The following is a 24259-nucleotide window of genomic DNA, read 5'->3' as shown; positions in this document are numbered from 1 at the left end:
CACAGCCTGTGGACACTCGTGTGGAACACGAGCGTCCGCACTGCCCGCCGGGGAACGCACCATCCACACCCGGCAGGCGGCACGCTGACGGGAGTGGCAGCGAGGGGCTCGGGCCACCGGGGTCGACACCATGGGGAGGACGACGGCATGGCGGACGCCACGCTGGACCTGGCGACGGTCTGGGACCAGATCCGGGAGCGGCTGGCCACCAGCCTCTCCCCGCAGCAGAACGCCATGCTGAACCTCACCCGCCCGCTGGGGCTGGTCGAGGACACCGCGGTGCTCGCCGCACCGAACGAGTTCACCCAGACCGTGCTCGAGTCGCGCATGCGCCGGGTGCTCGCCGAGGCGCTGTCCGAGCAGTTCGGCCGCGACATCCGCGTCGCCATCCAGCTCGAGGACGCGCCGCCGCAGGCCGACGAGCAGGACGACCCCGAGCCGACCCGCCGTCCGTGGTCCGCCGCCGAGCTCGAGGCCCGTCGCGCCGCCGAGGACCAGGCCACCCGCGACCGCGCCGACGACGGGCGAAGCGCGTTCGGCGTCCGCACCGACGTCGTCGGCACCGCCCCCTGGGACCGCGACTCCTCCGAGGAGACCGCCGGCCGGGCCCCCGAGGTGCGCGAGCTGCGCCCGCTCGACGGGGGCCGCCCGCCGGTCGACCGCGGCGCACCCGAGGACTGGAGCACCACCCCCTGGGGGCCGACCGACCCCGGCTCGAGCACCCACGACCGGGGTGGCGAGTCCGCCGACGTCCTCCCGTTCGCCTCCGCCGACGGCGACCAGCGCGGCGGTCGCTCGGCATCCGGCCGCGGCCGGCGCCCGGAGACCAGCCGGCCCGCCGGCCTGGACCCGGGCATGAACCCCAAGTACGTCTTCGACAGCTTCGTCATCGGCAACAGCAACCGCTTCGCCCACGCCGCGGCGGTCGCCGTCGCCGAGGCCCCCGCCCGCGCCTACAACCCGCTGTTCATCTACGGGGAGTCCGGGCTGGGCAAGACCCACCTGCTGCACGCGATCGGCCACTACGCCGCGCGGATGTTCCCCAACGTCAAGGTGCGGTACGTCAGCACCGAGGAGTTCACCAACGAGTTCATCAACCTGGTGCACTCCGGCCGGGCCGAGGACTTCCGCCGGCGCTACCGGGACATCGACTTCCTGCTGATCGACGACATCCAGTTCCTCGAGCGCGCCGAGCGCACGCAGGAGGAGTTCTTCCACACCTTCAACACGCTGCACAACGCCAGCAAGCAGATCGTCATCACCTCCGACCGCGCGCCGAAGAAGCTGACGACGCTGGAGGACCGGCTGCGCACCCGGTTCGAGTGGGGCCTGATCACCGACGTCCAGGCGCCCGACCTCGAGACCCGCATCGCCATCCTGCGCAAGAAGGCGTGGGGCGAGCGGCTCCAGGTGCCCGACGCCGTGCTCGAGTTCATCGCCAGCAAGGTGCAGACCAACATCCGCGAACTCGAGGGCGCCCTCATCCGCGTCACCGCGTTCGCCTCTCTCAACAAGCAGCAGGTCGACCTGCCCCTGGCCGAGCTCGTCCTCAAGGACCTGATCAGCGACGAGCAGGGCCCGCAGATCACCGCGGCGATCATCATGGCCGCCACCGCCGAGTACTTCTCCGTGACGATGGAGGAGCTGCAGGGCTCCAACCGCAGCCGCACGCTGGTCAACGCCCGTCAGATCGCCATGTACCTGTGCCGCGAGCTGACCGAGCTCTCCCTCCCGCGCATCGGTGCCTCCTTCGGCGGCAAGGACCACACCACCGTCATGCACGCCGTCAAGAAGATCACCAACCTGATGAGCGAGCGGCGGGCCACCTACACCCAGGTCACCGAGCTGACCGCGCGGATCAAGAGCCGCGCCCGGCAGTGATGTCTGCGGTCCTCCGGACCGCACCGCGGCCCTGACGATCGCGGTCCTCCGGACCGCACCGCGGCCACGTGCCGTTCCCCTGTGCCGATGAGCCCTGCTCTGCGGTTCCTCGGGGACCCTCCGGGCCCGCCTCGGCGAGGCCGCCTCGCGGGGCGGCGTGCGTTCCGGACCGCGAGTTGCGTCGTGGGGTCGGGTTCTCTGCCGCGCGGTCCTTCGCTCCTCGGGGACCCTCCGGGCCCCCTCGTCGCTCGGGGTCGACAAGTCGCTGTCCACAGTTGTGCGGATCCCGGTGGACGGAGAAATCCCAGGTACGGAGCGACGGACGGCGGTCGGTCACCGGCGATCGCGTCGACACGTCGAGAAGTTGTCCCCAGACATGTGCACAGGCTGGGGAGATCCGTCCCGATGCCGGTCCGCCATGTCGACCGGACCACGCCGGCCCGGAACGGACGGCGACCCACCCGCACCTGCTGGCACGTCGCTGACCTGCACGTATCCCCTCAGCCGGGCGCAGCGGGCCGCGCGAGCACGAGAGCGGCACCGGACCCGGTCGCAGGCGCTCGCCGGCCCCTCGGGAGGCGTCATCGACCGCGATGCACAGGGGATGGGGACGGACAGGGGGCAACCAGGGGAGTGCAGGTGGACGGGGAGCGGTCGCTGTGCACGGGCGTCGTCTTGTCCACGTGTCGACAACAGCTGCACGGTCACCGCCCACATCGGGCCAACAGGGCCATCCGGGCCGTGACCTGCGCAAACGGGTCGGATCCCCAGCTTCCACACCTGTGATGACGAGGATGAGGTATTTCAACCAGGATTTCTCGAACCACATTCAGGGTGGGGACGCTCCGCTCGGGCAGGCCCCGCGGAGCTCTCAGCAGGAACGAGCAGAGCTGCACGGGCACTCATCGAGGGACAGGGTTTCCCCCCGGGGCACCCCAGCAGGCACCATGAGCAGCGCACCGGCGCGGAGGCCTGCCCTCCCCGCCCGGCGCACCGTGGACGCAGAAGAGATCGGGTGGATGGACAGATGAAGTTCCGGGTGGCACGAGAGGTGCTCGCCGACACCGTCGCGTGGACGGCGCGCAGCCTGCCGCCGCGCCCCTCGGTGCCCGTCCTCGCCGGCATCCTGCTGGAGGTCGACGGCAACCAGCTGTCGGTGTCCGGCTTCGACTACGAGGTGTCCGCGCGCGCCGAGGCCGACGTCCAGTCCACCGAGAGCGGCCGGGTCCTGGTGCCCGGCCGGCTGCTCGCCGAGATCACCCGCGCGCTGCCGCCGCACCCGGTGGACGTGACCGCCGACGGCCCGCGCCTGGCCATCACCTGCGGCAACGCCCGGTTCAGCCTGCCGACCCTGCCGGTCGAGGACTACCCGTCGCTGCCGTCCATGCCCTCGTCGGCCGGCACCGTCGACAGCGACGTCTTCGCCGAGGCCGTGGGCCAGGTGGCCGTGGCCGCCGGGCGGGACGACACGCTGCCCATGCTCACCGGCGTCCGGCTGGAGATCGAGGGCGACCAGATCACCCTCGCGGCCACCGACCGCTACCGGCTCGCGGTCCGCGAGTTCGCCTGGCGCCCGGACACCCCGGGTCTCTCCGCCGCCGTCCTCGTGCCGGCCCGCACGCTCGCCGACGCCGCGAAGACGCTGACCAGCGGACCGGAGATCACCGTCTCGCTCTCCTCGGGGAGCTCCGGCGAGGGGATCCTGGGCCTGTCGGGCAAGGACCGGCAGACCACGACCCGGCTGCTCGACGCCGAGTTCGTCAAGTACCGGGCGATCATGCCCAGCGAGTCCGCCTCGAGCGCCACGCTGCCGGTCGGCCTGTTCACCGACGCCGCCAAGCGCGTGGCCCTGGTCGCCGAGCGCGGCACCCCGCTGCGCTGCGAGTTCACCCCGGGCCAGGTCACGCTGCGGGCCGGCGGCACCGACGACGAGGGCCAGGCCGAGGAGCGCTGCGACGTCGAGTTCGACGGCGAGCCGCTGACCATCGGCTTCAACCCGACGTTCCTGCTCGACGGGCTGGCCGCCGTCCACACCCCGCGGGCGCGGATGGACTTCACCAGCCCGCTCAAGCCCGCCGTCCTGTCCGGCGTCGAGGAGCCCGCCGAAGGCGACGACGCCCCCGCGCCGCGGCCGGGCAGCTACCGGTACCTGATCATGCCGGTGCGCCTGCCGGGCTGATGGAGGACCCCGTCGCCCCCCATGCCTCGCTCCGCTCGGCGTGGGACCCTGCGACGGGGCCTTCCAACCGAGGCCACGGAGCCATGTCACCGAGGGAGCAGACGTGCAGCTGGGGCTGATCGGGCTGGGCAAGATGGGTGGCAACATGGCCGAGCGGATCCGCCGCGCCGGCCACGAGGTCGTCGGGTACGACCACGCGCCGGGCAAGCGGGACGTCGACAGCCTGCCGGCGCTGGTGGAGGCGCTGTCCGCCCCGCGCGTGGTCTGGGTGATGGTGCCCTCGGGGGAGCCCACCCGGGCCACCGTCAAGGAGCTCGCCGAGCTGCTCGAGCCGGGTGACGTCATCGTCGACGGTGGCAACTCCAAGTACACCGACGACCAGGTGCACGACGTGCTGTGCCGCGACAAGGGCATCGGCTACGTCGACGCCGGCGTGCTCCGGCGGCGTGTGGGGCCTGGAGAACGGCTACGCCCTGATGGTCGGCGGCACCGCCGAGGACGTCGCCAAGGTCCAGCCGGTCTTCGACGCGCTCAAGCCGCCGGCGCCCACCGACGAGTCCGGTCAGGAGGTGCCCGGCGACGCCGGCTTCGTGCACGCCGGCCCGGTCGGTGCGGGCCACTTCAGCAAGATGGTCCACAACGGCATCGAGTACGCGCTGATGCAGGCCTACGGCGAGGGCTACGAGCTGCTCGAGGCCGTCGACCTCATCGAGGACGTGCCCGGCGTCATCAAGTCCTGGACGCAGGGCACCGTCATCCGCTCCTGGCTGCTGGACCTCCTGGTGCGCGCCCTGGAGGAGGACCCCTCGCTCGAGCGGGTGCGCGGCTACGCCGAGGACTCCGGCGAGGGCCGCTGGACGGTGGAGCAGGCGATCGAGAACGCCGTCCCGATGCCGACGATCGCGGCGTCGCTGTTCGCCCGTTTCTCCTCCCGCCAGGAGGACTCGCCGACGATGAAGGCGGTCGCGGCGCTGCGCAACCAGTTCGGCGGCCACGCCGTCCGCGCGGTGCAGCAGGCCGAGGCCGAGCGCCCCGCCTGACCCCCCCGCACGTCCCCCGTCCGACCACCCCCGCGAGCCGAAGGGCCGAGGTGTACGTCCGCCACCTGCAACTCGGTTCCTTCCGCAGCTGGGACGCCGTCGACCTGCCGCTGGCCCCGGGGCCGACGGTGTTCGTCGGCCGCAACGGCGAGGGCAAGACCAACCTGGTCGAGGCCGTGGGCTACCTGGCGACGATGAGCAGCCACCGGGTCTCGTCCGACGCCCCGCTGGTGCGGCACGGCGCCGGCCAGGCGGTGGTGCGCGCCGCGCTGCGCCGCGGGGACCGCGAGCTGCTGGTCGAGATCGAGATCAACCCGGGCCGGGCCAACCGGGTGCGGGTGAACCGGGCGCCCATGCAGCGCCCGCGGGACCTCCTCGGCATGGTGCGCACCGTGCGCTCTTCGCCCCCGAGGACCTCGCGCTGGTCCGCGGCGACCCGACCGAGCGGCGCCGGTTCCTCGACGAGCTGCTGGTCAGCCGCACGCCGCGGCTGGCCGGGGTGCGCGCCGACTACGACCGGGTGCTCAAGCAGCGCAACGCGCTGCTCAAGACCGCGCGGCTGCCCCGCGGCAAGGCGATCGAGACCCTCGACGTGTGGGACGGCCACCTCACCGACCTCGGCGGCCAGCTGCTGGCCGCCCGCCTCGGGCTGATCGCCGACCTCGCCCCGCAGCTCGCCCGCGCCTACGCGGAGGTCGCCGGGGACGGCGCGCTGGCCGCGGGCCTGGGCTACTCGTCGACGACCCCGCTGGCCGGTGACGGTGCGGCGATGCGACCGGACGGCGTGCTGCCCACGGCGGCCGAGCTGACCGCGTCGATGCGCGAGCGGGTGGCCGAGCGCCGCGGCGACGAGCTGGACCGCGGCATGACGCTGGTCGGCCCGCACCGCGACGACCTGGTCATCCACCTGGGGCCGGCACCGGCGAAGGGGTTCGCCAGCCACGGGGAGTCCTGGTCGCTGGCGCTCGGGCTCAAGCTGGCCACCTTCGCGCTGCTGCGCGCCGACGGCGAGGACCCGATCCTGATCCTCGACGACGTCTTCGCCACCCTCGACGCCGAGCGCCGCGCCGCCCTGGCCGAGGTGGCCCGCTCCGCGGAGCAGACGCTGATCACCGCCGCGGTGCTGGAGGACGTCCCGCCGGAGCTGCGCGGCGGCCGGGTGGAGGTCGGCGCCGGTACCGTGCGCGTGCTCGACCCCGGGGAGGTGGCGTCATGAGCGACGCGAGGACGACGGGCGAGCGAGCATCGCAGCGAGCGCCGGCGAGCGAGGAGCGGAACGAGCGCGGAGTCGAGCCATGAGCGACGAGAAGCCGGCCCGGCCGAGCGACATCGCCCGCGCCGCGCTCGAGGCGGCCCGCGCGGCGTCCGCCTCCCGCCCGCGGCCGACCCGGCGGCGGATCGCCGGGCCGCGGCGCAGCTGGAGCGGCCCCGGTCCCGGTGCCGACGACCCGCAGCCGCTGGGCCGGCTGGTCGACTCGCTGGTCAGCCAGCAGGACTGGTCCGAGCGCACGCGCACCGGCGCCGTCTTCGGCCGGTGGGAGGCGCTGGTCGGCCCGGAGATCGCCGCCCACTGCGCGCCGCAGACGCTGACGGAGGGCGAGCTGCTGATCGTGGCGGAGTCCACCGCCTGGGCCACCCAGCTGCGGCTGCTCGCCCCGACCATCCTCGGCAAGCTGCGCGCCGGGGTCGGCGGGGACGTCGTGACCCGGTTGCGCGTTGTCGGACCGACGGCCCCCAGCTGGAAGAAGGGCCCGCGCTCCGTGCGCGGCCGGGGGCCCCGCGACACGTACGGATAGCCGCACCACGACGGAAGGTCAGCGATGAGCACGCCCCGGGACCGCGACGGGTTCGACGACGACACCGGCCGCCACTGGCAGGAGCCGGCCCACCTCGGCGGAGAGGACCCCGCGCAGGACCGGCCGTCGCCCGCCCCGGACGAGCCCGCCGCGGACGAGCCGAACTTCGCCGACCGCCGCCGGCAGCCGCGCGACGAGGCGCCCGTCGACCCCGCGACCTGGCAGCCCGCCGGGTGGGACCTGCCCGCGGCCGAGCCCGACCGGCCCGCACCCGACCCGGCGCGCGGCGCGGCCGGCGTCGACCCTCGTGGGCGCCGCCGCAGCAGGCCCCCGCGCAGCCGGAGCCCCCGAGGCGCGGCCTGTTCGGCGGCCGCCGGCGCAGCGATCCGGAGATGGAGCGGGCGTTCACCTACCAGGGCGACGTCGTCGGCGCGCAGGGCTGGGCGCTGCAGCGCGGCTGGACGATCTCCGACGGCAGCGCTCCCGAGGACGCCGCCCTCCAGGAGCTGATCACCTCCGCGCCGGTCCGGCTGACCAAGGACCACCGCCCGGGCAGCGTGCTGCGCGGGCGCGCGGGATCGCTGGAGCTGGTCGCGTTCGACGCCGTCTACGCCTCCGGCCGGCACCTGGTGCCGGAGTACGCGATCACCGCCGCGCCGCTGCTCGGCGCACCGCAGGCGCTGCGGCTCTCCCCGGCGCGGCTGTGGAAGCACCGCGTCGGCGGGATGGTGCAGATCCCCATCGAGAACCCCGACTTCGACCGCCGCTGGACCCTGCTCGCCGCCGAGGACGGCCCGCAGGTGCGCCGGCTCGCCGCGGACCCGGCGGTCCACGGGCTGCTCCTGGGCACCGACGACGGCGACGAGTTCTGGACGGCGGCGGGCCACCTCGCCGCGATCCGCCCCGACGGCCACCGCCCCGAGCTGATCGAGCACCACGCCCGGCTGCTCACCGCGCTGGTCACCGCCCTCGCCGCCGGCTACTGACGCCCCCCGCTGGGATCAGGTGACCTGATCCCAGCGCGTCCTCCCTCGCGGTGCGCGGGGAGGGAGGACGCGCTACGGGGAGGGAGGACGACGGGCGCCGGGGGAGGACGACGGGACGCCGCGGGCGCCGTGTTCCACGTGGAACGGGCGCGGGGTCGGGGGGCCGCTCCGATCGGGTGATCCCCCGGATCGCGGAGCCGGCGGACAGGGCGGACGATCGACGCGCTCGACGGCGCCCGCCGGCGCAGCACGACGTCCCAGGAGGGCCCGATGGCCGACGCCGCCACCGACGAACGCACCACCGACGGCCAGCCCGCGCTCAAGCGCGTGATGGGCCCGGGCCTGCTGCTGCTGTTCATCATCGGCGACGTCCTGGGCACCGGGATCTACGCGCTCACCGGGCAGGTCGCCGCCGAGGTGGGCGGGGTGGTCTGGCTGCCGTTCCTGGTGGCCTTCCTCGTCGCCCTGGTCACCGCGTTCAGCTACCTGGAGCTGGTGACGAAGTACCCGCAGGCCGCCGGCGCCGCGCTGTACACGCACAAGGCGTTCGGGGTGCACTTCCTGACGTTCCTGGTCGCCTTCGCGGTCATGAGCTCGGGCATCACCTCGGCCTCGACCGCGGCCCGGGCCTTCAGCGCCAACTTCGCCAGCGTGTTCGACCTCGACCTCGGTGACGGCTTCGGGATCACGCTCATCGGCCTGGGCTTCATGGGTCTGGTCGCGCTGGTCAACCACCGGGGCGTCGGCGAGAGCGTCAAGGCCAACGTCGTCCTCACCTGCGTGGAGCTCACCGGCCTGCTGATCGTCATCGGCGTCGGCGTCTGGGCCCTCGGCGGCGGGGAGGGCGACTTCTCGCGGGTGACGGAGTTCGACACCGGCGAGCGGTCGGTGCTCGGCGGCGTCATCGCCGCGACCGGCCTGGCCTTCTTCGCCATGGTCGGCTTCGAGGACTCGGTGAACATGGCCGAGGAGTGCAAGGAGCCGCGGCGGATCTTCCCGAAGGTGCTGCTCGGCGGGCTGGTCGCGACCGGCGTCATCTACGTGCTGGTGTCGATCTCGGCGATCGCGCTCGTGCCGCCGGACCGGCTCAGCGAGGGCGAGACCCCGCTGCTCCAGGTGGTCGAGGCCGGCGCGCCGGGCTTCCCGATCGGGCTCTTCGGCGTCATCACCATGTTCGCCGTCGCCAACTCGGCGCTGATCAACATGCTCATGGCCAGCCGGCTGGTCTACGGGCTGAGCCGGGAGCGGGTGCTGCCGCCGCTGCTCGGCCGGGTGCACGCCCGCCGCCGGACGCCGACGACGGCGATCCTGTTCACCACCGCGCTGGCCTTCGGCCTGATCACCTTCGTGGGGGCGGTCCCCGCGCTCGGCGGCACCACGGCGCTGCTCCTGCTGCTGGTCTTCACGGTGGTCAACGTCGCGGTGCTGGTGCTGCGCCGCGACCCCGTGGACGCCGACCACTTCCGCACGCCGACGGTGCTGCCGGTCATCGGCGCGCTGGCCTGCGGGTATCTCGCGACGCCGTGGGCCGGCCGTCCCGCGGAGCAGTACCGGATCGCCGGGATCCTGCTGGCGATCGGCGTCGTCCTGTGGTTCGTGACCGTCCTGGTGAACCGCCGGACCGGGGCCGAGCGGGCCTCCTTCGACCCGAGCAATCTCAGCGGCGACCGCCCCGCGGGCCCCAAGAACTGAGCCCGACCGGGTGAGGCCCCCGAGGACGGCGTGTCGATACCGGGGGCAGCATCTGTGGTGGGAGACGGGTCCGAAGGGCCGCAGACACGACGTGAGGGCGTGGACGGCGGCATTCCTGTCGGTGGACCCGGTATCCTCGGGAGCAGAAACCGCCAGCAACCGGCCCAGCGTCGTCCTGCGCCCCTGAGGGCCAGAGCCGTTCTGCGCGTCACCCCCCACCCGCACCCGGGGGAACGCGTGCCGGTTGCGCGAAAGGAAGGCCCCCCGTGGTCGCAGCACCGCAGACCGAGAACGCCTACTCCGGCAGCTCCATCACCGTCCTCGAGGGTCTCGAGGCGGTCCGGAAGCGCCCCGGCATGTACATCGGTTCCACCGGCGAGCGCGGCCTGCACCACATGGTGTGGGAGGTCGTCGACAACGCGGTGGACGAGGCGCTGGCCGGCTACTGCGACACCGTCCGGGTGACCCTGCTGGCCGACGGCGGCGTGCGGGTCGAGGACAACGGCCGTGGCTTCCCGGTGGACATGCACCCGGTCGAGAAGCGGCCCACCCTCGAGGTGATCATGACCGTCCTGCACGCGGGCGGGAAGTTCGACGGCAAGAGCTACGGCGTCTCGGGCGGTCTGCACGGCGTCGGCGTCACCGTCGTCAACGCGCTGTCCACCCGGCTCGAGGTGAACGTCTGGCGCGACGGCGGCGAGTGGTTCCAGCGCTACGACATGGCCAAGCCCGGTCCGCTGGAGCAGGTCGGCAGCACGAAGAAGCGCGGCTCGGCGGTCACCTTCTGGGCCGACGGCGACATCTTCGAGACGACGACCTACTCGTTCGACACGATCAGCCGCCGGCTGCAGGAGATGGCCTTCCTCAACAAGGGCATCACGATCGTCCTGCGCGACGAGCGCCCGGGCCACAGCAAGGTCGAGACCGGCCTGGCCGACGAGGTCTCGGTCGCCGAGATCGCCCCCGACCCGGCTGCCGAGGTCGAGGCCTTCGAGCCCACCGAGATCACCTACCGCTACGACGGCGGCCTGATCGACTACGTCGGCCACATCAACGCCAAGAAGTCGCCGATCCACAAGTCGGTCATCAGCTTCGCCGCCGAGGGCACCGGCAAGAACGACATGCCCATGTCGGTCGACGTCGCGATGCAGTGGTCGGAGGCCTACTCGGAGTCGGTCTACTCCTTCGCCAACGTGATCAACACCCACGAGGGCGGCACGCACGAGGAGGGCTTCCGGACGGCGCTCACCTCGATCGTCAACCGGTACGCCGAGGAGAAGAAGCTCTTCAAGGGCAAGGACGAGAAGCTCACGGGTGAGGACATCCGCGAGGGCCTCGCCGCGATCATCTCGGTCAAGCTCGGGGACCCGCAGTTCGAGGGCCAGACCAAGACCAAGCTGGGCAACACCGAGGTCAAGGGCTTCGTGCAGAAGATCTGCAACGAGCAGATCGGCCACTGGTTCGAGGCGAACCCGACCGAGGCCAAGACGATCATCAACAAGGCGTCGTCGGCCGCCCGCGCCCGCCGCGCCGCGCAGGACGCCCGCAAGCTGGCCCGCAAGAGCCTGCTCTCGGTCAGCGGCCTGCCCGGCAAGCTCGCCGACTGCCGCTCCACCGACCCGAGCAACTCCGAGGTCTACATCGTCGAGGGCGACTCGGCCGGTGGCTCGGCCAAGTCCGGCCGCGACTCGATGTACCAGGCGATCCTGCCCATCCGCGGGAAGATCATCAACGTCGAGAAGGCGCGCATCGACCGGGTCCTCAAGAACACCGAGGTCCAGTCGATGATCACCGCCTTCGGGACCGGCATCCACGACGAGTTCGACATCACCAAGCTGCGCTACCACAAGATCGTGCTGATGGCCGACGCCGACGTCGACGGCCAGCACATCAGCACGCTGCTGCTGACGCTGCTGTTCCGCTTCATGCGCCCGCTGGTCGAGGGGCAGTACGTCTACCTCGCCAAGCCCCCGCTGTACAAGATCAAGTGGGGCGGCAAGGTGGGCGACGAGTACGCCTACAGCGACAAGGAGCGCGACGCCGTCGTCAAGGCCGGCGCCGAGAGCGGCCGCAAGGTCAAGGACGAGATGATCCAGCGGTTCAAGGGGCTCGGCGAGATGAACGCCAGCGAGCTCTGGGAGACCACGATGAACCCCGAGACGCGGATCCTGCGCCAGGTGACCCTCGAGGACGCCGCGGCCGCCGACGAGATCTTCAGCATCCTCATGGGCGAGGACGTCGAGGCCCGCCGCAGCTTCATCACCCGCAATGCCAAGGACGTCCGCTTCCTCGACGTGTGACCGGCCGGTCCCCGCACCTGGCGGGGACCGCCCGTCGAGCAGCGACGTTGTCCACCTCTGTGCACCCACCTGTGGAGACCTGAACCGTGACAGAGACCCCTCCCCGCGACCGCATCGAAGCGGTCGACCTCCAGCAGGAGATGCAGCGCAGCTACATCGACTACGCGATGTCGGTCATCGTCGGGCGCGCGCTGCCCGAGGTGCGCGACGGCCTGAAGCCGGTGCACCGGCGGGTGCTGTTCGCCATGTACGACCAGGGCTTCCGGCCCGACCGCGGCTACGTCAAGTGCGCCCGCCCGGTCGCCGAGGTCATGGGCAACTACCACCCCCACGGTGACTCGGCGATCTACGACGCCCTCGTCCGGCTCGCCCAGCCGTGGTCGATGCGCTACCCGCTCATCGACGGGCAGGGCAACTTCGGCTCCCCGGGCAACGACCCGGCGGCCGCCATGCGGTACACCGAGTGCCGGCTGACCCCGCTGGCCATGGAGATGCTCGCCGGCATCGACGAGGAGACCGTCGACTTCCAGGGCAACTACGACGGGCGCACCCAGGAGCCGGTCGTGCTCCCGGCCCGGATCCCGAACCTGCTGATCAACGGGTCGGCCGGCATCGCCGTCGGCATGGCGACCAACATGCCGCCGCACAACCTGCGCGAGGTCGCCGAGGCCGCCTACTGGATCCTCGACCACCCCGACGCCGAGGCCGAGGAAGCGCTCACCGCCTGCATGGAGCGGGTCAAGGGCCCGGACTTCCCGACCTACGGCCTGATCGTGGGCCGCGAGGGCATCGAGGACGCCTACCGCACCGGCCGCGGCTCGGTGAAGATGCGCGCCGTCGTCACCGTGGAGGAGGACTCCCGGGGCCGGGTGCAGCTCGTCGTCACCGAGCTGCCCTACCAGGTGAACCCCGACAACCTGGCCGAGAACATCGCCGAACTGGTGAAGGAGGGCCGGCTCCAGGGCATCAGCGAGATCGCCGACGAGTCCTCCGACCGCGTCGGCCGCCGGCTGGTCATCACCCTGCGCCGCGACGCCGTCGCCAAGGTCGTGCTCAACAACCTCTACAAGCACACCCAGCTGCAGACGTCGTTCGGCTGCAACATGCTCTCCATCGTCGATGGCGTGCCGCGCACGCTGCGGCTGGACGAGCTGGTGCGGAACTGGGTCAACCACCAGATCGAGGTCATCCAGCGGCGCACCCGGTACCGGCTGCGCAAGGCCGAGGAGCGCGCGCACATCCTGCGCGGTTACGCCAAGGCCCTCGACCTGCTCGACGAGGTCATCGCCCTCATCCGCCGCAGCCCGTCGGCGGAGGAGGCGCGCTCCGGCCTGATGGAGCTGCTCGACGTCGACGAGATCCAGGCCGTCGCGATCCTGGACCTGCAGCTGCGCCGCCTGGCCGCGCTGGAGCGCCAGCGGATCATGGACGAGCTGGCCGAGATCGAGGCCCGCATCGCCGACCTGCAGGCCATCCTCGACTCCCCCGAGCGGCAGCGGCAGATCGTCCGAGACGAGCTGGCCGAGATCGTCGCGAAGTACGGCGACGACCGCCGCAGCCAGTTCGTGGCGAACGAGGGCGACGTCTCGATGGAGGACCTCATCGCGGAGGAGGAGGTCGTCGTCACCATCACCCGCACCGGGTACGCCAAGCGGACGAAGAGCGACCTCTACCGCTCGCAGCGCCGCGGCGGCAAGGGCGTGATGGGGGCCGCGCTCAAGCAGGACGACATCGTCGACCACTTCTTCGTGGGCTCCACCCACGACTGGATCCTGTTCTTCACGAACAAGGGCCGGGTCTACCGGTCGAAGGCCTACGAGCTGCCCGAGGCCAACCGCACGGCCCGCGGCCAGCACGTGGCGAACATCCTGGCGTTCCAGCCGGACGAGAAGATCGCCCAGGTCATGCAGATCAAGGACTACACGGTCGCCCCGTTCCTGGTCCTGGCCACGGCCCGCGGGCAGGTGAAGAAGACCCGGCTCACCGACTTCGACTCCCCGCGCCAGGGCGGCGTCATCGCCATCAACCTGCGGGACGGCGACGAGCTGGTCGGCGCCGCGCTGATCGACAGCGAGTCCGACCTGCTGCTGGTGACCCGCAAGGCGATGTCGATCCGGTTCACCGCCGACGACACCGCGCTGCGGCCGATGGGGCGTGCCACCGAGGGCGTGCGCGGCATCTCGCTGGCCGAGGACGACCGGCTGCTGTCGATGATGGTCGTCCAGGAGGGTGTCGACGTCCTCGTCGCCACCGAGCGCGGCTTCGCCAAGCGCACCGGCATCGAGAACTACCCGAACCAGGGCCGCGGCGGGAAGGGCGTGCTCACCGCCGACCCGAAGGCCCGCAAGGGCGCGCTCGTCGGTGCGCTCGCGGTCACCCTCGGGGACGAGCTGTACGCCATCACCTCCGGGGGCGGCGTCATCCGGACGCCGGTCAACGGGGTGCGGCACAACAAGGACCGCGCCACCATGGGCGTCAAGCTCATGAACTTGCCGGAGGACGTGTCCATCGTGGCAATCGCCCGTACGACGGACAACGACGAGCCGTCGGCCTAGGGTGACCTCAGGCGTTGAACTGATCGGGTCCCGGGCGCGCGCGAGCGTCGCCCGGGAGCCGGTCGCGGAGGGAGCGGTCCGTGCCGCAGGCGATGGGGAGACTGGCATGAGCGACCGACCCGACGGTTCGGTGCGCACCGGATCCCGCAGCGGCGAGACGGCCGGCGGGTCGGCGGCCGAGACCCCGGTCGACGGCTCGGCGCCGGCACCCACCGACACCGGGACGCACGCGATCCCCGGCGCCGGGAAGCAGTCCGGCAGCGCCGCTGCCGCCCAGCCGGCCACCGGCACCCAGGTCGCCCAGCCGGCCACCGGCGCCCAGGTGGCCCAGCCGGCGACCGGCGCTCAGCCCGCCGCCGGCGCGGGCACCCAGGCCGTCCCGACCACCGGGACGCAGGCCATCCCGACGACGGGGACGCAGCAGGCCGCGCGGGCCGCCGGAGCCCGCACCGCGTCCTCACCGGCCGGCCCGGCGAGGGGTAGCAGCTCCTCGGCGCCCTCGGCGCCCTCGGCTCCGGCGGCCTCGGCTCCGGCCGCACCCCCGGTGCCCCCCGCCGGCGCACCGACCGGCCCGGCCACCGGCGCGCAGCGCGCCCCGGCGTCCCCCCGGTGCAGCCCGCCGGTGCCGGCGCGCCCGGCGCGACGGGCACCTCCACGACCGGCCCCGCGAAGGGCAAGACCGGGCGGACCACCGCCCGCGGCCCCCGCCGGGCCCGGCTCCAGCTGCGTCACATCGACACCTGGTCGGCGCTGAAGATCTCGCTGGTCCTGTCGATTGCGCTGTTCTTCATCTGGATGGTCGCCGTCGGCGTGCTCTACGGCGTCCTCAACGCCCTCGGGGTGTTCGACACCCTCAACGAGCTCTTCGGCCAGCTCGGCACCGACAGCGGGTCCGAGGGCAGCAGCGAGGTGCTCACCCCCGGCGTCGTCTTCGGTGGGGCGGCCGTCATCGGCGCGATCAACGTCGTGCTGCTCACCGCGCTGTGCACCGTCGGGACGTTCATCTACAACATGTGCTCCGACCTCGTCGGCGGCCTGGAGCTGACCCTCTCCGAGCGCGACTAGACCCCGCGTCGGGGCCTCGATCCGGGCCAGGTACGCTTTCGGAGGTTCACGGGCCTGTAGCTCAGGCGGTTAGAGCGCATCCCTGATAAGGATGAGGCCGGAGGTTCAAGTCCTCCCAGGCCCACCCGTGTGCCGGCGTCCTCGGGCGCCGCAGGGCCCGCATCGAGTCGGCGCTCCCGCGCCCGAGGAGGTCGTCGCGTGCTGAAGAAGCTGGCGCTGGTCGCGGCGGCCGTCGGTGCCGTCGCCGCCCTCCGCAAGCGGTCGAGCGGCAAGGTCGAGGCCGACCTCTGGCGCGAGGCCACCAGCGGCCCCCAGGCCGTCAGCACCCCCACCGCACGCTGATCAACCCCGGGGCTCCGGCCCCGCCGGGGACGTAGCTCAATTGGCAGAGCACCGCCTTTGCAAGGCGGGGGTTAGGGGTTCGATTCCCCTCGTCTCCACCCTCTGATCCGCCTCCCGCGCCCCTGGTGGGCACGTTTCACGTGGAGCCGCCGGGCCCTCGGCCCCTGTCGTCTGGCCTCTGCTCGCGCCACGGTGAGCGGCACCCGGCCCGCGCGCCGTGGGCCGGCCCGGCACCGAGGAGGAGCTGTGGCACGCAAGACGATCGACTGCCGGTCGATTCCCAGCGACACCGACTGCACGGTGACGATCAGCGCCGAGGAGGACGAGCTCCTGGAGCTCGCCGCCGCGCACGCCGTCGCCACCCACGGGCACACCGACGGCGACGAGCTGCGCCGCGACCTGCGGGAGGCCATGCGGCCGGATAACGCCCTGACCGTCGACGACGGCGCCTTCCTCCAGTTCGTCGAGTTCCACGCCCGTGACCTCGGGGGCTTCCGGAACCTCGTCGAGCTGTGGCGGGAGCGCATGGGCGGGGAGACGACCGCCCGCTGGGGCATCGTCGCCGCCGACCGCGACCGCCCCGACACCTACGTCGAGGTGGTCGCCTTCCCGGACCACGCCGCGGCGATGCGGAACTCCGAGCACCCGGTGACCTCCGACTTCGCCAAGCAGATGCAGGAGGTCACCGAGGGCGAGACGGGTTTCCGCAACCTCGACGTCGCCATGGTCCTCACGATGTGACGGTTCCCGGCCCGGGAGGCCGCGCCGGGCCGCGCGGTGGGAGAGTGGAGGGGTGACTGAATCGACTCCCGCCCGCCGCGCGGTCCTGCACACCAACCACGGCGACATCACCGTGGACCTGTTCCCCGACCACGCCCCGAAGACGGTGGCGAACTTCGCCGACCTCGCCGAGGGCGCCCGCGAGTGGACGCACCCCGAGACCCGGCAGAAGACCACCGACAAGCTCTACGACGGCACGATCTTCCACCGCGTCATCTCCGGCTTCATGATCCAGGGCGGCGACCCGCTCGGTCAGGGCTTCGGTGGCCCCGGCTACCAGTTCGGCGACGAGTTCCACCCCGAGCTCTCCTTCGACCGCCCCTACCTGCTGGCCATGGCCAACGCGGGTCCCGGCACCAACGGTTCGCAGTTCTTCATCACCGTCGGCCCGACCCCGCACCTGAACCGCAAGCACACGATCTTCGGCGAGGTGGCCGACCAGGCCAGCCGCGACGTCGTCGAGAAGATCGCCGCCGTGCCGACCGCCCGGGGCGACAAGCCCCTCGAGGACGTGGTGATCCAGTCCGTCGAGGTGCAGCGCAGCTGACCACCACCCCGGACGACGGGGGTGCCGGCCGGCTCGACCGGCCGGTGCCCCCGCCCGCCACCTGCTACCGGCACCCGGACCGGCCCACCGGCATCGCCTGCACGCGGTGCAGCCGGCCCATCTGCCCGGAGTGCATGATCCCGGCCTCGGTCGGCTTCCAGTGCCCCGAGTGCGTGGCCGCCGGCAACGCCTCGGTCCGCACCGCGCGCAGCGGTGGCCTGCGCGCCGCCGGTCGCCGCTGGGGTGTCGTCACCCTCGCGCTCATCGCCGTCAACGTGGCGATGTTCGTCGTGACCGCGGTGTCGGCCGCCTCCGTCGGCAACTCGCCCGCGGACAACCAGCGCTCCCCGGTCTTCGTCGACCTCGCGCAGTGGCCGGCCGGCGTCCACTACCTGGACGAGTGGTGGCGGGTGATCACCGCAGCCTTCCTGCACATCGGACCGGTGCACCTGGCCGTGAACATGCTCGCGCTGCTCGTCTTCGGCTCCGAGCTGGAACGGCAGATCGGCCGGGCCCGCTACCTCGCCCTCTACGTCGCCTCCGCGCTCGGCGGGGCGGTCGCCATCCAGCTGCTGGGTGACCCGCGGGTCGTCGTCGCCGGTGCCTCGGCCGCCATCTACGGCCTGCTGGGCGCGCTCGGCGTGCTCATGCTGGCCGGCCGGCAGGACGTCCGCGGCCTGCTCACCCTCCTGGCCATCAACGTGTTCATCAGCTTCCTGCCCGGCATCTCCCTGCTCGGGCACCTGGGCGGGCTGGTCGCCGGCGCGCTCGCCGGCGGGATCCTCTGGGTGCTGCGCCGGCGGCCCCAGCTGCAGATCCCCGGGGTGGCGCTGCTCGCGGCGGTGCTGCTCGTGGTGTCGCTGACCGTGCCGACCCTGACGGTGCTGAACTTCTAGCGGCTGGGGTCCAGCTCGTGCAGCCGCGCGGCGACCGCGGCCGGGTCGGCGCCCAGGTCGCGCCGGCCCAGCACGACGAGGACGCCGTCGTCGTCCGGGCCCGAGGCGGTGTCCAGCTCGAGGGTGACCGTCCGCAGCCCCAGGCGGCGCGTCTCCCGCACCCGCACGCGCAGCCGGCCCCACGGCAGGTGCAGGCGGCCGGAGAGCCGTCGCACGGCCACGCCGTCGGGCCCCGCCGCCAGCCGCGGGCGCTGCAGCAGGTCGCGGACGGCGAGCGCCAGGAGCAGGGTCGCGGCGAGGAGCAGCAGCAGCCGGCCGGGGGCGTCGCCGACGAGCAGCGCTCCGGCCGCGAGGGCCGCGCCGAGGGCCGCGGCGGTCACCGTCTCTACCGTCCGGGTGGTCCAGGTCACGAGGGGACCTTGCCAGGAGAGGCCCACGTCATACGATGACGGTCAGGGCCGACCGTTCGGGCGCGCCCGAATCGTCGTCTGAGGAGTAGGTCCATGCGGGATGCCGTCATCTGTGCCGCCGTTCGCACGCCGGTGGGCAAGCGGGGCGGAGGGCTGTCCGGGGTGCACGCCGTCGACCTGTCGGCCCACGTGCTGGAGTCCCTCGTCGAGCGCGCCGGCATCGACCCGGCCGTCATCGAGGACGTCATCTGGGGCTGCGTGAGCCAGGTCGGCGAGCAGACCTTCAACATCGCCCGCAGCGCGGCGCTGGCCGCCGGCTGGCCCGAGGCCGTCCCCGGCACCACCGTCGACCGCCAGTGCGGCTCGTCGCAGCAGGCCGTCGCCTTCGGCGCCGCCACGGTCATCAGCGGCCAGGCCGACGTCGTCGTCGCCGGTGGCGTGGAGATGATGAGCCGCGTCCCCATGGGCTCGGCCAGCAACCCGGCCACCGGGGCCGGCCGCCCGATGGGCCCGAAGTTCATGGAGCGCTACGCCGGCCAGCCGATCAACCAGGGCATCGGCGCCGAGATGATCGCCGAGCGCTGGGGCTTCTCCCGCACGCAGCTCGACGAGTTCTCCCTGGCCTCGCACGAGAAGGCCGCCAAGGCCCAGGCCGACGGCGCCTTCGAGGAGGAGATCTCCCCGGTCACCACCGCCGAGGGCATCGTGAGCGCCGACGAGGGCATCCGCCCCGGCGGCACCCTGGAGAAGCTCGGCTCGCTGAAGACCCCGTTCAAGGAGGACGGCGTCATCAGCGCGGGCAACGCCAGCCAGATCTCCGACGGTTCGGCCGCCCTGCTGATCACCACCAGCGAGAAGGCCCGCGAGCTGGGCCTCACCCCGCTGGTGCGCATCCACACCACGGTCATGGCCGGCGACGACCCGGTCATCATGCTGACCGCCCCGATCCCGGCCACCAAGAAGGTCCTGGACCGCTCGGGCCTGTCGATCGACGACATCGGCGTCTACGAGGTCAACGAGGCGTTCGCGCCCGTGCCGATGGCCTGGGCCGTCGAGACCGGAGCCGACACGAGCCGGCTCAACCCGATGGGCGGCGCGATCGCCCTGGGCCACCCCCTCGGTGGCTCCGGCGCCCGGCTGATGACCACGCTCATCCACCGGATGCGCAACACCGGCAGCCGCTACGGCCTGCAGACGATGTGCGAGGGCGGCGGCATGGCCAACGCCACCATCCTCGAGCTCATCGACGCCTGATCCGCACCCCGCGGTCCTGAGGACCGCACCCGACAGCCCCCGGAGCCCCAGGCTCCGGGGGCTGTCGTCGTCCCCAGGCTGCTGTGATCGGCCGATTTTAGGGTGTCATCGCAGGTCAGAGCGGGTAGAGGGCAGCGACACCACCGCCTCGGAGCGGCGGACAAGTCGACTCGTCCACAGCTGCGTGCACAGCTGGGGACAGACTCACAGTGGTGTAGTTACGCGCATGGACGATCCGTCACACCCGTCCCACGCCGGACATCGTCGCAGGTCAGCGCGGTACGGGCCGGTCCCGTCCCTCCACATCCGGTGGACAACCCTGGGGGTGGGCCGCCATGTCGACCTGTGGACGGCGGTGATCGGCTGTGCACATGTCCCCAGGAACGACGACGGCCCCCGTCCCGGGTGGGACGAGGGCCGCCGAGGGGCCTGCCGGGGTCAGCGCCAGCGCATCGACATGATCAGCCCGGCCACCATCGCGCCGAAACCGATGGCGAAGTTCCAGGCCGACAGCGACACCATGAACGGGATCTCGTCGCCGGCGACGTAGTACACGACGATCCACAGCAGGCCGACGAGCATCAGCCCGACCATGAGCCCCACGTACCAGCGCGGGCTCGGCTGGGCGAGGCGGGCCTTCTCCGCCGAGCGCGCCTGCAGCACGCCCTCGGGCGGGGTGTAGACGGACTTCTTGCGCACCTTGGACTTGGGCACGTGCTGCTCCCTCCGGAAGGCCGGGTGCGTCCTCACCGGCCGTGTCGCCGTCCAGCCTAAGGTGTGGGAGGAGCGCGACGACGCCGCCACGGTGGCGGAGACCCTCCTCCGAGGGGCGGAGCGCGCCGGGAGCGACGCAGGAGGTGCCCGTGGCCCGTCTGTCGCCGTGGGGCGCCCTGGTGCCGGTCGTGGCCCTCGCCGCCGGCCTGCTGTTCGCCACCTCGGGCAGCACCGCCCAGGGCACCGACCTGCGCGCCGGGGAGGTCACCGAGCTCGCCGCCCTGATCCGCGAGCGGGACGACGCCATCGCCGTCCAGGAGCAGCGCCTGGCCGAGCTGCAGCGCCGCTCGGAGCGGCTCACCGAGCAGGCGGCCGCCCGCGACGGCGCCGTCGCCGACGCCCGCGCCGCCGGTGAGGCCGTGATCCCCGCGGCCGGGCTCGCCGCCGTGAGCGGCCCGGGGATGGTCGTCACGCTCGACGACGCCCCCCGGCGCGCCGACGGCACCCTCCCCGCCGGCGTCCGGCCCGACGACCTGGTCATCCACCAGTCCGACGTGCAGGCGGTCGTGAACGCCATGTGGTCCGCCGGCGCCACCGGCGTCTCGGTGATGGACCAGCGGCTGATCGCCACCAGCGCCGTCCGGTGCGTCGGCAACACCCTGCTGCTGCAGGGCCGCACCTACTCGCCGCCGTTCGTCATCAGCGCCGTCGTCGACGCTCCCGCCGTGCGCCAGCGGCTGGCCGCCTCTCCGCAGGTCAGGGTGTTCCAGGAGGCCGCGGACGCCTTCGGGCTCACCTTCGAGGTGCGCGACCGGCCCTCGGTGGAGCTGCCCGCCTACGATGGGCCCCTGGCGCTGCAGTACGCCGCCGCGGGCTGATCCAGCGCCCGACCGAGCCCACCCCGGGAGATCCGTGCCCGCCGAGAGCCGCCCCACCGGGACCGCCACCGAGCGCCCGGTCCTCGTCGTCGACAACTTCGACAGCTTCGTCTACAACCTGGTCCAGTACCTGGGGCAGCTGGGCGTGCGCTGCATCGTGCGGCGGAACGACGCCGTCACCCGTGGACGAGCTGGCCGACCTCGACGTCGCCGGCGTGCTGCTCTCCCCCGGGCCCGGGACCCCTGCCGATGCCGGCGTGACCGTGCCGATGGTGCACGCCGCCGCCGAGCAGGGCGTGCCCGTGCTGGGCGTCTGCCTCGGTCACCAGGCGATCGCCGAGGCGTTCGGCGGCGACGTCGTCCGTGCGCCGGAACTGCTGCACGGCAAGACCAGCCAGGTGGTCCACGACGGCGTGGGCGTCCTCGCCGGCCTGCCCTCGCCGTTCACCGCCACCCGGTACCACTCGCTGGCCGTCGACGCCGCCACGGTGCCCGCGGAGCTCGAGGTCACCGGGTCGACGCCCTCGGGCATCGTCATGGCGCTGCGGCACCGCGAGCTGCCCATCGAGGGCGTCCAGTTCCACCCCGAGTCGGTGCTCACCGAGGGCGGTCACCGGATGCTCGCGACCTGGCTGACCACCTGCGGCCTGGCCCCGGACCCGGACGCCCTGGCCGCCGCGTCGGCCGCCGCGGACCGGTTGAACGCCGCCACCGCCTGACCCTCCCGCACCCGTTCGACGATCAGGGTCCCTGATCATCGAGCGTCCTCCCTCAGCGTGGGCGGTGAGGGAGGACGCGCCACGATCAGGTTCCCTGATCCCAGCGCGGGGGCCCGGGAACGGCGAAGGGCTCCTCCCGGCTGGGAGGAGCCCTTCGTCATCCGGTCGCTCAGTTGCCGGCGCCGCCCGTTCCGGCGCCGCCACCACCGCCGCCGCCACCGCCACCGCCACCGCCGGTGCCGGGGGCAGCGGCCTCGGCGATCAGCAGGATGATCACCGTGTCCGCCGGGACGGCGGTGCCGGGCGGCGGCTCGGTGGTCAGCACCTCACCGGCGTCCACGGACCCGTCGTTGGGGGCGGACTCGCGCTGGAAGCTGGTGAAGCCCACGGCCCGCAGGTTCGTCTCGGCCGTGGACGGCGACTGCCCCGCGACGTTGAGGACGACGATGTTCCCGCGCCCGCCGGAGACCTGCAGGACGATGCGCGTGTCCGCCGACGCCGTGCTCCCGCCGCCCGGGGTGGTGGCGACGACGGTGCCCGGGGGCTGCGGCGAGTCGACCTGCTCGGTGCTGATCTGCGCCTCGCGGAACCCGGCGTCGGTCAGCGCCTTGCGGGCGTCGGCCTCGCTGCGGCCCAGCACGTCGGGCAGGTCGAGGCTGCCGGTCGAGATGCCCAGGGTGATCGTGCCCTCGGGCGACACCGGCTGGCCCTCGTCGGGGCTCACCGAGACGACCGAGCCGGCGGTCTCGAGCGACTCCTCGTCCCGGACGTTGACGGTCCCCGTGAAGCCGCGGTCCTCGAGCGTGGCGCGTGCCCGCTCCTCGTCCAGGCCGATGAGGCTGGGCACCAGCAGGGTGTCCGGGGCGGTGCCGATGACGAGATCCACCTCGGAGCCCTCGGCGACCTGGGCGCCGCTGCCGGGGTCGCTGTCGAGCACCAGGCCGACCTGCGCCGAGTCGGTGACCTCGCGCGGGGTGCGGGTGCCGACCTCCAGGCCGGCCTCGGTGAGCGCCGCGACGGCGTCGGCCTCGGGCAGGTTCTGCAGCGGCGGGACCTGCACCTGCGCCACGGCCGGCGGCTCCGGGTCGTCGCCGCCCATCGCGAGCGCCGCGGCGATGGCGCCGCCGAGCAGCAGCACGGCCAGCGCGGAGACGACGGCGATGATGATCCGGCGCTTGCGGCGACGGGCCTGCTCGTCCTCGTCGTCCCACTCGTCGTAGCCGCCGTACCCGGCCGGGGCCGCGCCGATGATCGCGGTCTTCTCGGCGTCGCCCATGACCGGCGTCGCCTCGACCCGCTGGCCGGCCAGCGACCGGAGCAGGTCGTTGCGCATCTCGGCGGCCGACTGGTACCGGTTGGCCGGGTTCTTGCTCATCGACTTGAGCAGGATGGCGTCGAGGTCGGCGGGGATCGCCGGGTTGATCGACGACGGCAGCCGGGGGTCCTCGCGGACGTGCTGGTAGGCGACCGCCACGGGGGAGTCCCCGGTGAACGGCGGGGCGCCGGTGACCAGCTCGTAGAGCAGGCAGCCCAGCGAGTAGACGTCGGAGCGGGCGTCCACGCTCTCGCCGCGCGCCTGCTCGGGGGAGAGGTACTGGGCGGTCCCTATGACGGCGGCCGTCGAGGTCATCGTCGCCGCGGAGTCCGAGACGGCGCGGGCGATGCCGAAGTCCATCACCTTGACGGTGCCCTGGGGCGTGATCATCACGTTGCCGGGCTTCACGTCGCGGTGCACGATGCCGTTGCGGTGGCTGAAGTCCAGGGCGCCGCAGATGTCGGCGGCCAGCGTCATGGCCCGCTCGGGGTCCAGGTGCCCCTCGCGGCGGATGACGTCGCGCAGCGTCTCGCCCTCGACGTACTCCATGACGATGTACGGGGTGGCGCCCAGCGCGGTGCGGTCCTCGCCGGTGTCGTAGACCGCGACGATGGCCGGGTGGTTGAGCGAGGCCGACGCCTGCGCCTCACGGCGGAAGCGCACCTGGAACGAGGGGTCGCGGGCGAGGTCGTTGCGCAGGACCTTGACCGCCACCTCGCGGCCCAGCCGCAGGTCGCGGCCGTGGTGCACCTCGGCCATGCCGCCGCGGCCGAGCACCTCGCCGATCTCGTAGCGCTCGCCGAGCACCTGCGGCGTCGTCATCGGAGGTCCTCTCGAACGGGAGCGTGCGCCGTCCGGGGACGGTCCGAGGCACGCGGGCAACGGCCGGGGCGCGCTGCGGGCAGGATGC

General features: G+C 72.9%; 21 protein-coding genes, 2 tRNA genes and 3 pseudogenes. 21 read left to right on the top strand and 5 right to left on the bottom strand.

Features of this window, described 5'->3' with window-relative positions; translation table 11 throughout:
• The first annotated feature begins 147 nt into the window (after positions 1-147).
• From dnaA to JKP75_RS24815, 5 genes and pseudogenes are all read left to right on the top strand, one after another.
• The gene (gene dnaA / locus JKP75_RS19140; RefSeq protein ID WP_200489792.1) at positions 148-1881 is read left to right on the top strand and encodes a chromosomal replication initiator protein DnaA; all 1734 of its coding nucleotides are present in this window, start codon (positions 148-150) and stop codon (positions 1879-1881) included.
• Between the two features lie 1027 nt (positions 1882-2908).
• Complete coding sequence (gene dnaN / locus JKP75_RS19135; RefSeq protein ID WP_200489791.1) at positions 2909-4060, top strand: DNA polymerase III subunit beta; 1152 nt, start codon at positions 2909-2911, stop codon at positions 4058-4060.
• Positions 4061-4100: 40 nt separating this feature from the next.
• A pseudogene (locus tag JKP75_RS22170) lies at positions 4101-4533 on the top strand (NAD(P)-binding domain-containing protein); the annotation flags it as partial.
• A 3-nt stretch (positions 4534-4536) separates the two neighbouring features.
• Positions 4537-5100, top strand: coding sequence for a hypothetical protein (locus JKP75_RS24210; RefSeq protein WP_375539263.1), 564 nt, complete (start codon positions 4537-4539; stop codon positions 5098-5100).
• Positions 5101-5150: 50 nt separating this feature from the next.
• A pseudogene (locus JKP75_RS24815) lies at positions 5151-5261 on the top strand (hypothetical protein); the annotation flags it as partial.
• Between the two features lie 20 nt (positions 5262-5281).
• Here JKP75_RS24815 and JKP75_RS22155 read toward each other — a convergent pair.
• Complete coding sequence (locus tag JKP75_RS22155) at positions 5282-5482, bottom strand: hypothetical protein (protein ID WP_242473647.1); 201 nt, start codon at positions 5480-5482, stop codon at positions 5282-5284.
• A gap of 117 nt (positions 5483-5599) precedes the next feature.
• Between JKP75_RS22155 and JKP75_RS19125 the strand changes: the two genes are divergently transcribed.
• The 6 genes from JKP75_RS19125 to gyrA all read left to right on the top strand — a co-directional run bounded on the left by JKP75_RS19125 (position 5600) and on the right by gyrA (position 14429).
• Positions 5600-6316 carry a DNA replication/repair protein RecF gene (locus tag JKP75_RS19125; RefSeq protein ID WP_375539258.1) on the top strand — a complete coding sequence of 239 codons (717 nt, stop codon included), beginning with the start codon at positions 5600-5602 and terminating at the stop codon, positions 6314-6316.
• A 79-nt stretch (positions 6317-6395) separates the two neighbouring features.
• Positions 6396-6896: a DciA family protein gene (locus JKP75_RS19120; protein WP_200489788.1), complete on the top strand. Its 501-nt coding sequence runs from the start codon at positions 6396-6398 to the stop codon at positions 6894-6896.
• A 392-nt stretch (positions 6897-7288) separates the two neighbouring features.
• The gene (locus JKP75_RS19115; protein ID WP_200493410.1) at positions 7289-7882 is read left to right on the top strand and encodes a hypothetical protein; all 594 of its coding nucleotides are present in this window, start codon (positions 7289-7291) and stop codon (positions 7880-7882) included.
• 270 nt (positions 7883-8152) lie between these two features.
• Positions 8153-9574, top strand: a complete 1422-nt coding sequence (locus JKP75_RS19110; RefSeq protein WP_200489786.1) for an APC family permease — start codon at positions 8153-8155, stop codon at positions 9572-9574.
• A gap of 266 nt (positions 9575-9840) precedes the next feature.
• On the top strand, positions 9841-11874 hold the full coding sequence (gene gyrB, locus JKP75_RS19105; RefSeq protein ID WP_200493409.1) for a DNA topoisomerase (ATP-hydrolyzing) subunit B: 2034 nt from the start codon (positions 9841-9843) through the stop codon (positions 11872-11874).
• An 86-nt stretch (positions 11875-11960) separates the two neighbouring features.
• Complete coding sequence (gene gyrA, locus JKP75_RS19100; protein WP_200489785.1) at positions 11961-14429, top strand: DNA gyrase subunit A; 2469 nt, start codon at positions 11961-11963, stop codon at positions 14427-14429.
• A gap of 345 nt (positions 14430-14774) precedes the next feature.
• On the opposite strand, the gene JKP75_RS22150 is transcribed toward gyrA, so the two are convergent.
• Positions 14775-15008, bottom strand: a complete 234-nt coding sequence (locus JKP75_RS22150; RefSeq protein ID WP_242473646.1) for a hypothetical protein — start codon at positions 15006-15008, stop codon at positions 14775-14777.
• A gap of 30 nt (positions 15009-15038) precedes the next feature.
• Here JKP75_RS22150 and JKP75_RS22145 point away from each other — a divergent pair, with 30 nt between their 5' ends.
• The 7 genes from JKP75_RS22145 (at position 15039) to JKP75_RS19065 (ending at position 18059) form a co-directional block, all read left to right on the top strand.
• Positions 15039-15494: a DUF3566 domain-containing protein gene (locus tag JKP75_RS22145; protein WP_309230042.1), complete on the top strand. Its 456-nt coding sequence runs from the start codon at positions 15039-15041 to the stop codon at positions 15492-15494.
• 50 nt (positions 15495-15544) lie between these two features.
• Positions 15545-15618: transfer RNA gene (locus JKP75_RS19090), tRNA-Ile, on the top strand.
• 74 nt (positions 15619-15692) lie between these two features.
• Entirely contained in the window at positions 15693-15836 is a 144-nt protein-coding gene (locus JKP75_RS19085; RefSeq protein WP_200489784.1) for a DLW-39 family protein, read from the top strand.
• Between the two features lie 25 nt (positions 15837-15861).
• A tRNA-Ala gene (locus JKP75_RS19080) sits at positions 15862-15934 on the top strand.
• A 148-nt stretch (positions 15935-16082) separates the two neighbouring features.
• Positions 16083-16577, top strand: coding sequence for a DUF1059 domain-containing protein (locus JKP75_RS19075; protein WP_200489783.1), 495 nt, complete (start codon positions 16083-16085; stop codon positions 16575-16577).
• A 52-nt stretch (positions 16578-16629) separates the two neighbouring features.
• Positions 16630-17163, top strand: a complete 534-nt coding sequence (locus JKP75_RS19070) for a peptidylprolyl isomerase (protein ID WP_200489782.1) — start codon at positions 16630-16632, stop codon at positions 17161-17163.
• A 134-nt stretch (positions 17164-17297) separates the two neighbouring features.
• Entirely contained in the window at positions 17298-18059 is a 762-nt protein-coding gene (locus tag JKP75_RS19065) for a rhomboid family intramembrane serine protease (RefSeq protein WP_200493408.1), read from the top strand.
• Here JKP75_RS19065 and JKP75_RS24205 read toward each other — a convergent pair.
• Complete coding sequence (locus JKP75_RS24205; RefSeq protein ID WP_200489781.1) at positions 18056-18469, bottom strand: PH domain-containing protein; 414 nt, start codon at positions 18467-18469, stop codon at positions 18056-18058. The genes JKP75_RS19065 and JKP75_RS24205 overlap by 4 nt on opposite strands.
• Before the next feature lie 93 nt (positions 18470-18562).
• Here JKP75_RS24205 and JKP75_RS19055 point away from each other — a divergent pair, with 93 nt between their 5' ends.
• Positions 18563-19723, top strand: a complete 1161-nt coding sequence (locus tag JKP75_RS19055) for a thiolase family protein (RefSeq protein WP_200489780.1) — start codon at positions 18563-18565, stop codon at positions 19721-19723.
• A gap of 438 nt (positions 19724-20161) precedes the next feature.
• Here JKP75_RS19055 and crgA read toward each other — a convergent pair whose 3' ends face one another.
• Positions 20162-20437, bottom strand: a complete 276-nt coding sequence (gene crgA / locus JKP75_RS19050) for a cell division protein CrgA (protein ID WP_200489779.1) — start codon at positions 20435-20437, stop codon at positions 20162-20164.
• Between the two features lie 149 nt (positions 20438-20586).
• Here crgA and JKP75_RS19045 point away from each other — a divergent pair, with 149 nt between their 5' ends.
• Together JKP75_RS19045 and JKP75_RS19040 are read left to right on the top strand one after the other, a co-directional pair.
• Positions 20587-21315: a DUF881 domain-containing protein gene (locus tag JKP75_RS19045; RefSeq protein ID WP_309230041.1), complete on the top strand. Its 729-nt coding sequence runs from the start codon at positions 20587-20589 to the stop codon at positions 21313-21315.
• Between the two features lie 34 nt (positions 21316-21349).
• Positions 21350-22034: pseudogene (locus JKP75_RS19040) on the top strand (aminodeoxychorismate/anthranilate synthase component II).
• Positions 22035-22203: 169 nt separating this feature from the next.
• Here JKP75_RS19040 and pknB read toward each other — a convergent pair.
• The gene (gene pknB / locus JKP75_RS19035) at positions 22204-24171 is read right to left on the bottom strand and encodes a Stk1 family PASTA domain-containing Ser/Thr kinase (RefSeq protein ID WP_200489776.1); all 1968 of its coding nucleotides are present in this window, start codon (positions 24169-24171) and stop codon (positions 22204-22206) included.
• Positions 24172-24259: the final 88 nt, after the last annotated feature.

Origin of the sequence: Blastococcus sp. TML/M2B, from assembly GCF_016612865.1 — a bacterium.
Classification (GTDB): domain Bacteria; phylum Actinomycetota; class Actinomycetes; order Mycobacteriales; family Geodermatophilaceae; genus Blastococcus.
Note: the sequence above shows the minus strand (reverse complement) of the source record. Positions and strands in the feature narration are given on the sequence as shown.

Excerpts from the sequence above, each read along its gene's own strand:
- JKP75_RS19110 (WP_200489786.1), top strand. The coding sequence starts at position 8,153 with ATGGCCGACGCCGCCACCGACGAACGCACCACCGACGGCCAGCCCGCG.
- JKP75_RS19120 (WP_200489788.1), top strand. The coding sequence starts at position 6,396 with ATGAGCGACGAGAAGCCGGCCCGGCCGAGCGACATCGCCCGCGCCGCG.
- JKP75_RS19055 (WP_200489780.1), top strand. The coding sequence starts at position 18,563 with ATGCGGGATGCCGTCATCTGTGCCGCCGTTCGCACGCCGGTGGGCAAG.
- pknB (WP_200489776.1), bottom strand. The coding sequence starts at position 24,171 with ATGACGACGCCGCAGGTGCTCGGCGAGCGCTACGAGATCGGCGAGGTG.
- JKP75_RS24210 (WP_375539263.1), top strand. The coding sequence starts at position 4,537 with ATGGTCGGCGGCACCGCCGAGGACGTCGCCAAGGTCCAGCCGGTCTTC.
- JKP75_RS19115 (WP_200493410.1), top strand. The coding sequence starts at position 7,289 with ATGGAGCGGGCGTTCACCTACCAGGGCGACGTCGTCGGCGCGCAGGGC.
- JKP75_RS19065 (WP_200493408.1), top strand. The coding sequence starts at position 17,298 with ATGATCCCGGCCTCGGTCGGCTTCCAGTGCCCCGAGTGCGTGGCCGCC.
- dnaN (WP_200489791.1), top strand. The coding sequence starts at position 2,909 with ATGAAGTTCCGGGTGGCACGAGAGGTGCTCGCCGACACCGTCGCGTGG.
- dnaA (WP_200489792.1), top strand. The coding sequence starts at position 148 with ATGGCGGACGCCACGCTGGACCTGGCGACGGTCTGGGACCAGATCCGG.
- JKP75_RS22155 (WP_242473647.1), bottom strand. The coding sequence starts at position 5,482 with ATGCCGAGGAGGTCCCGCGGGCGCTGCATGGGCGCCCGGTTCACCCGC.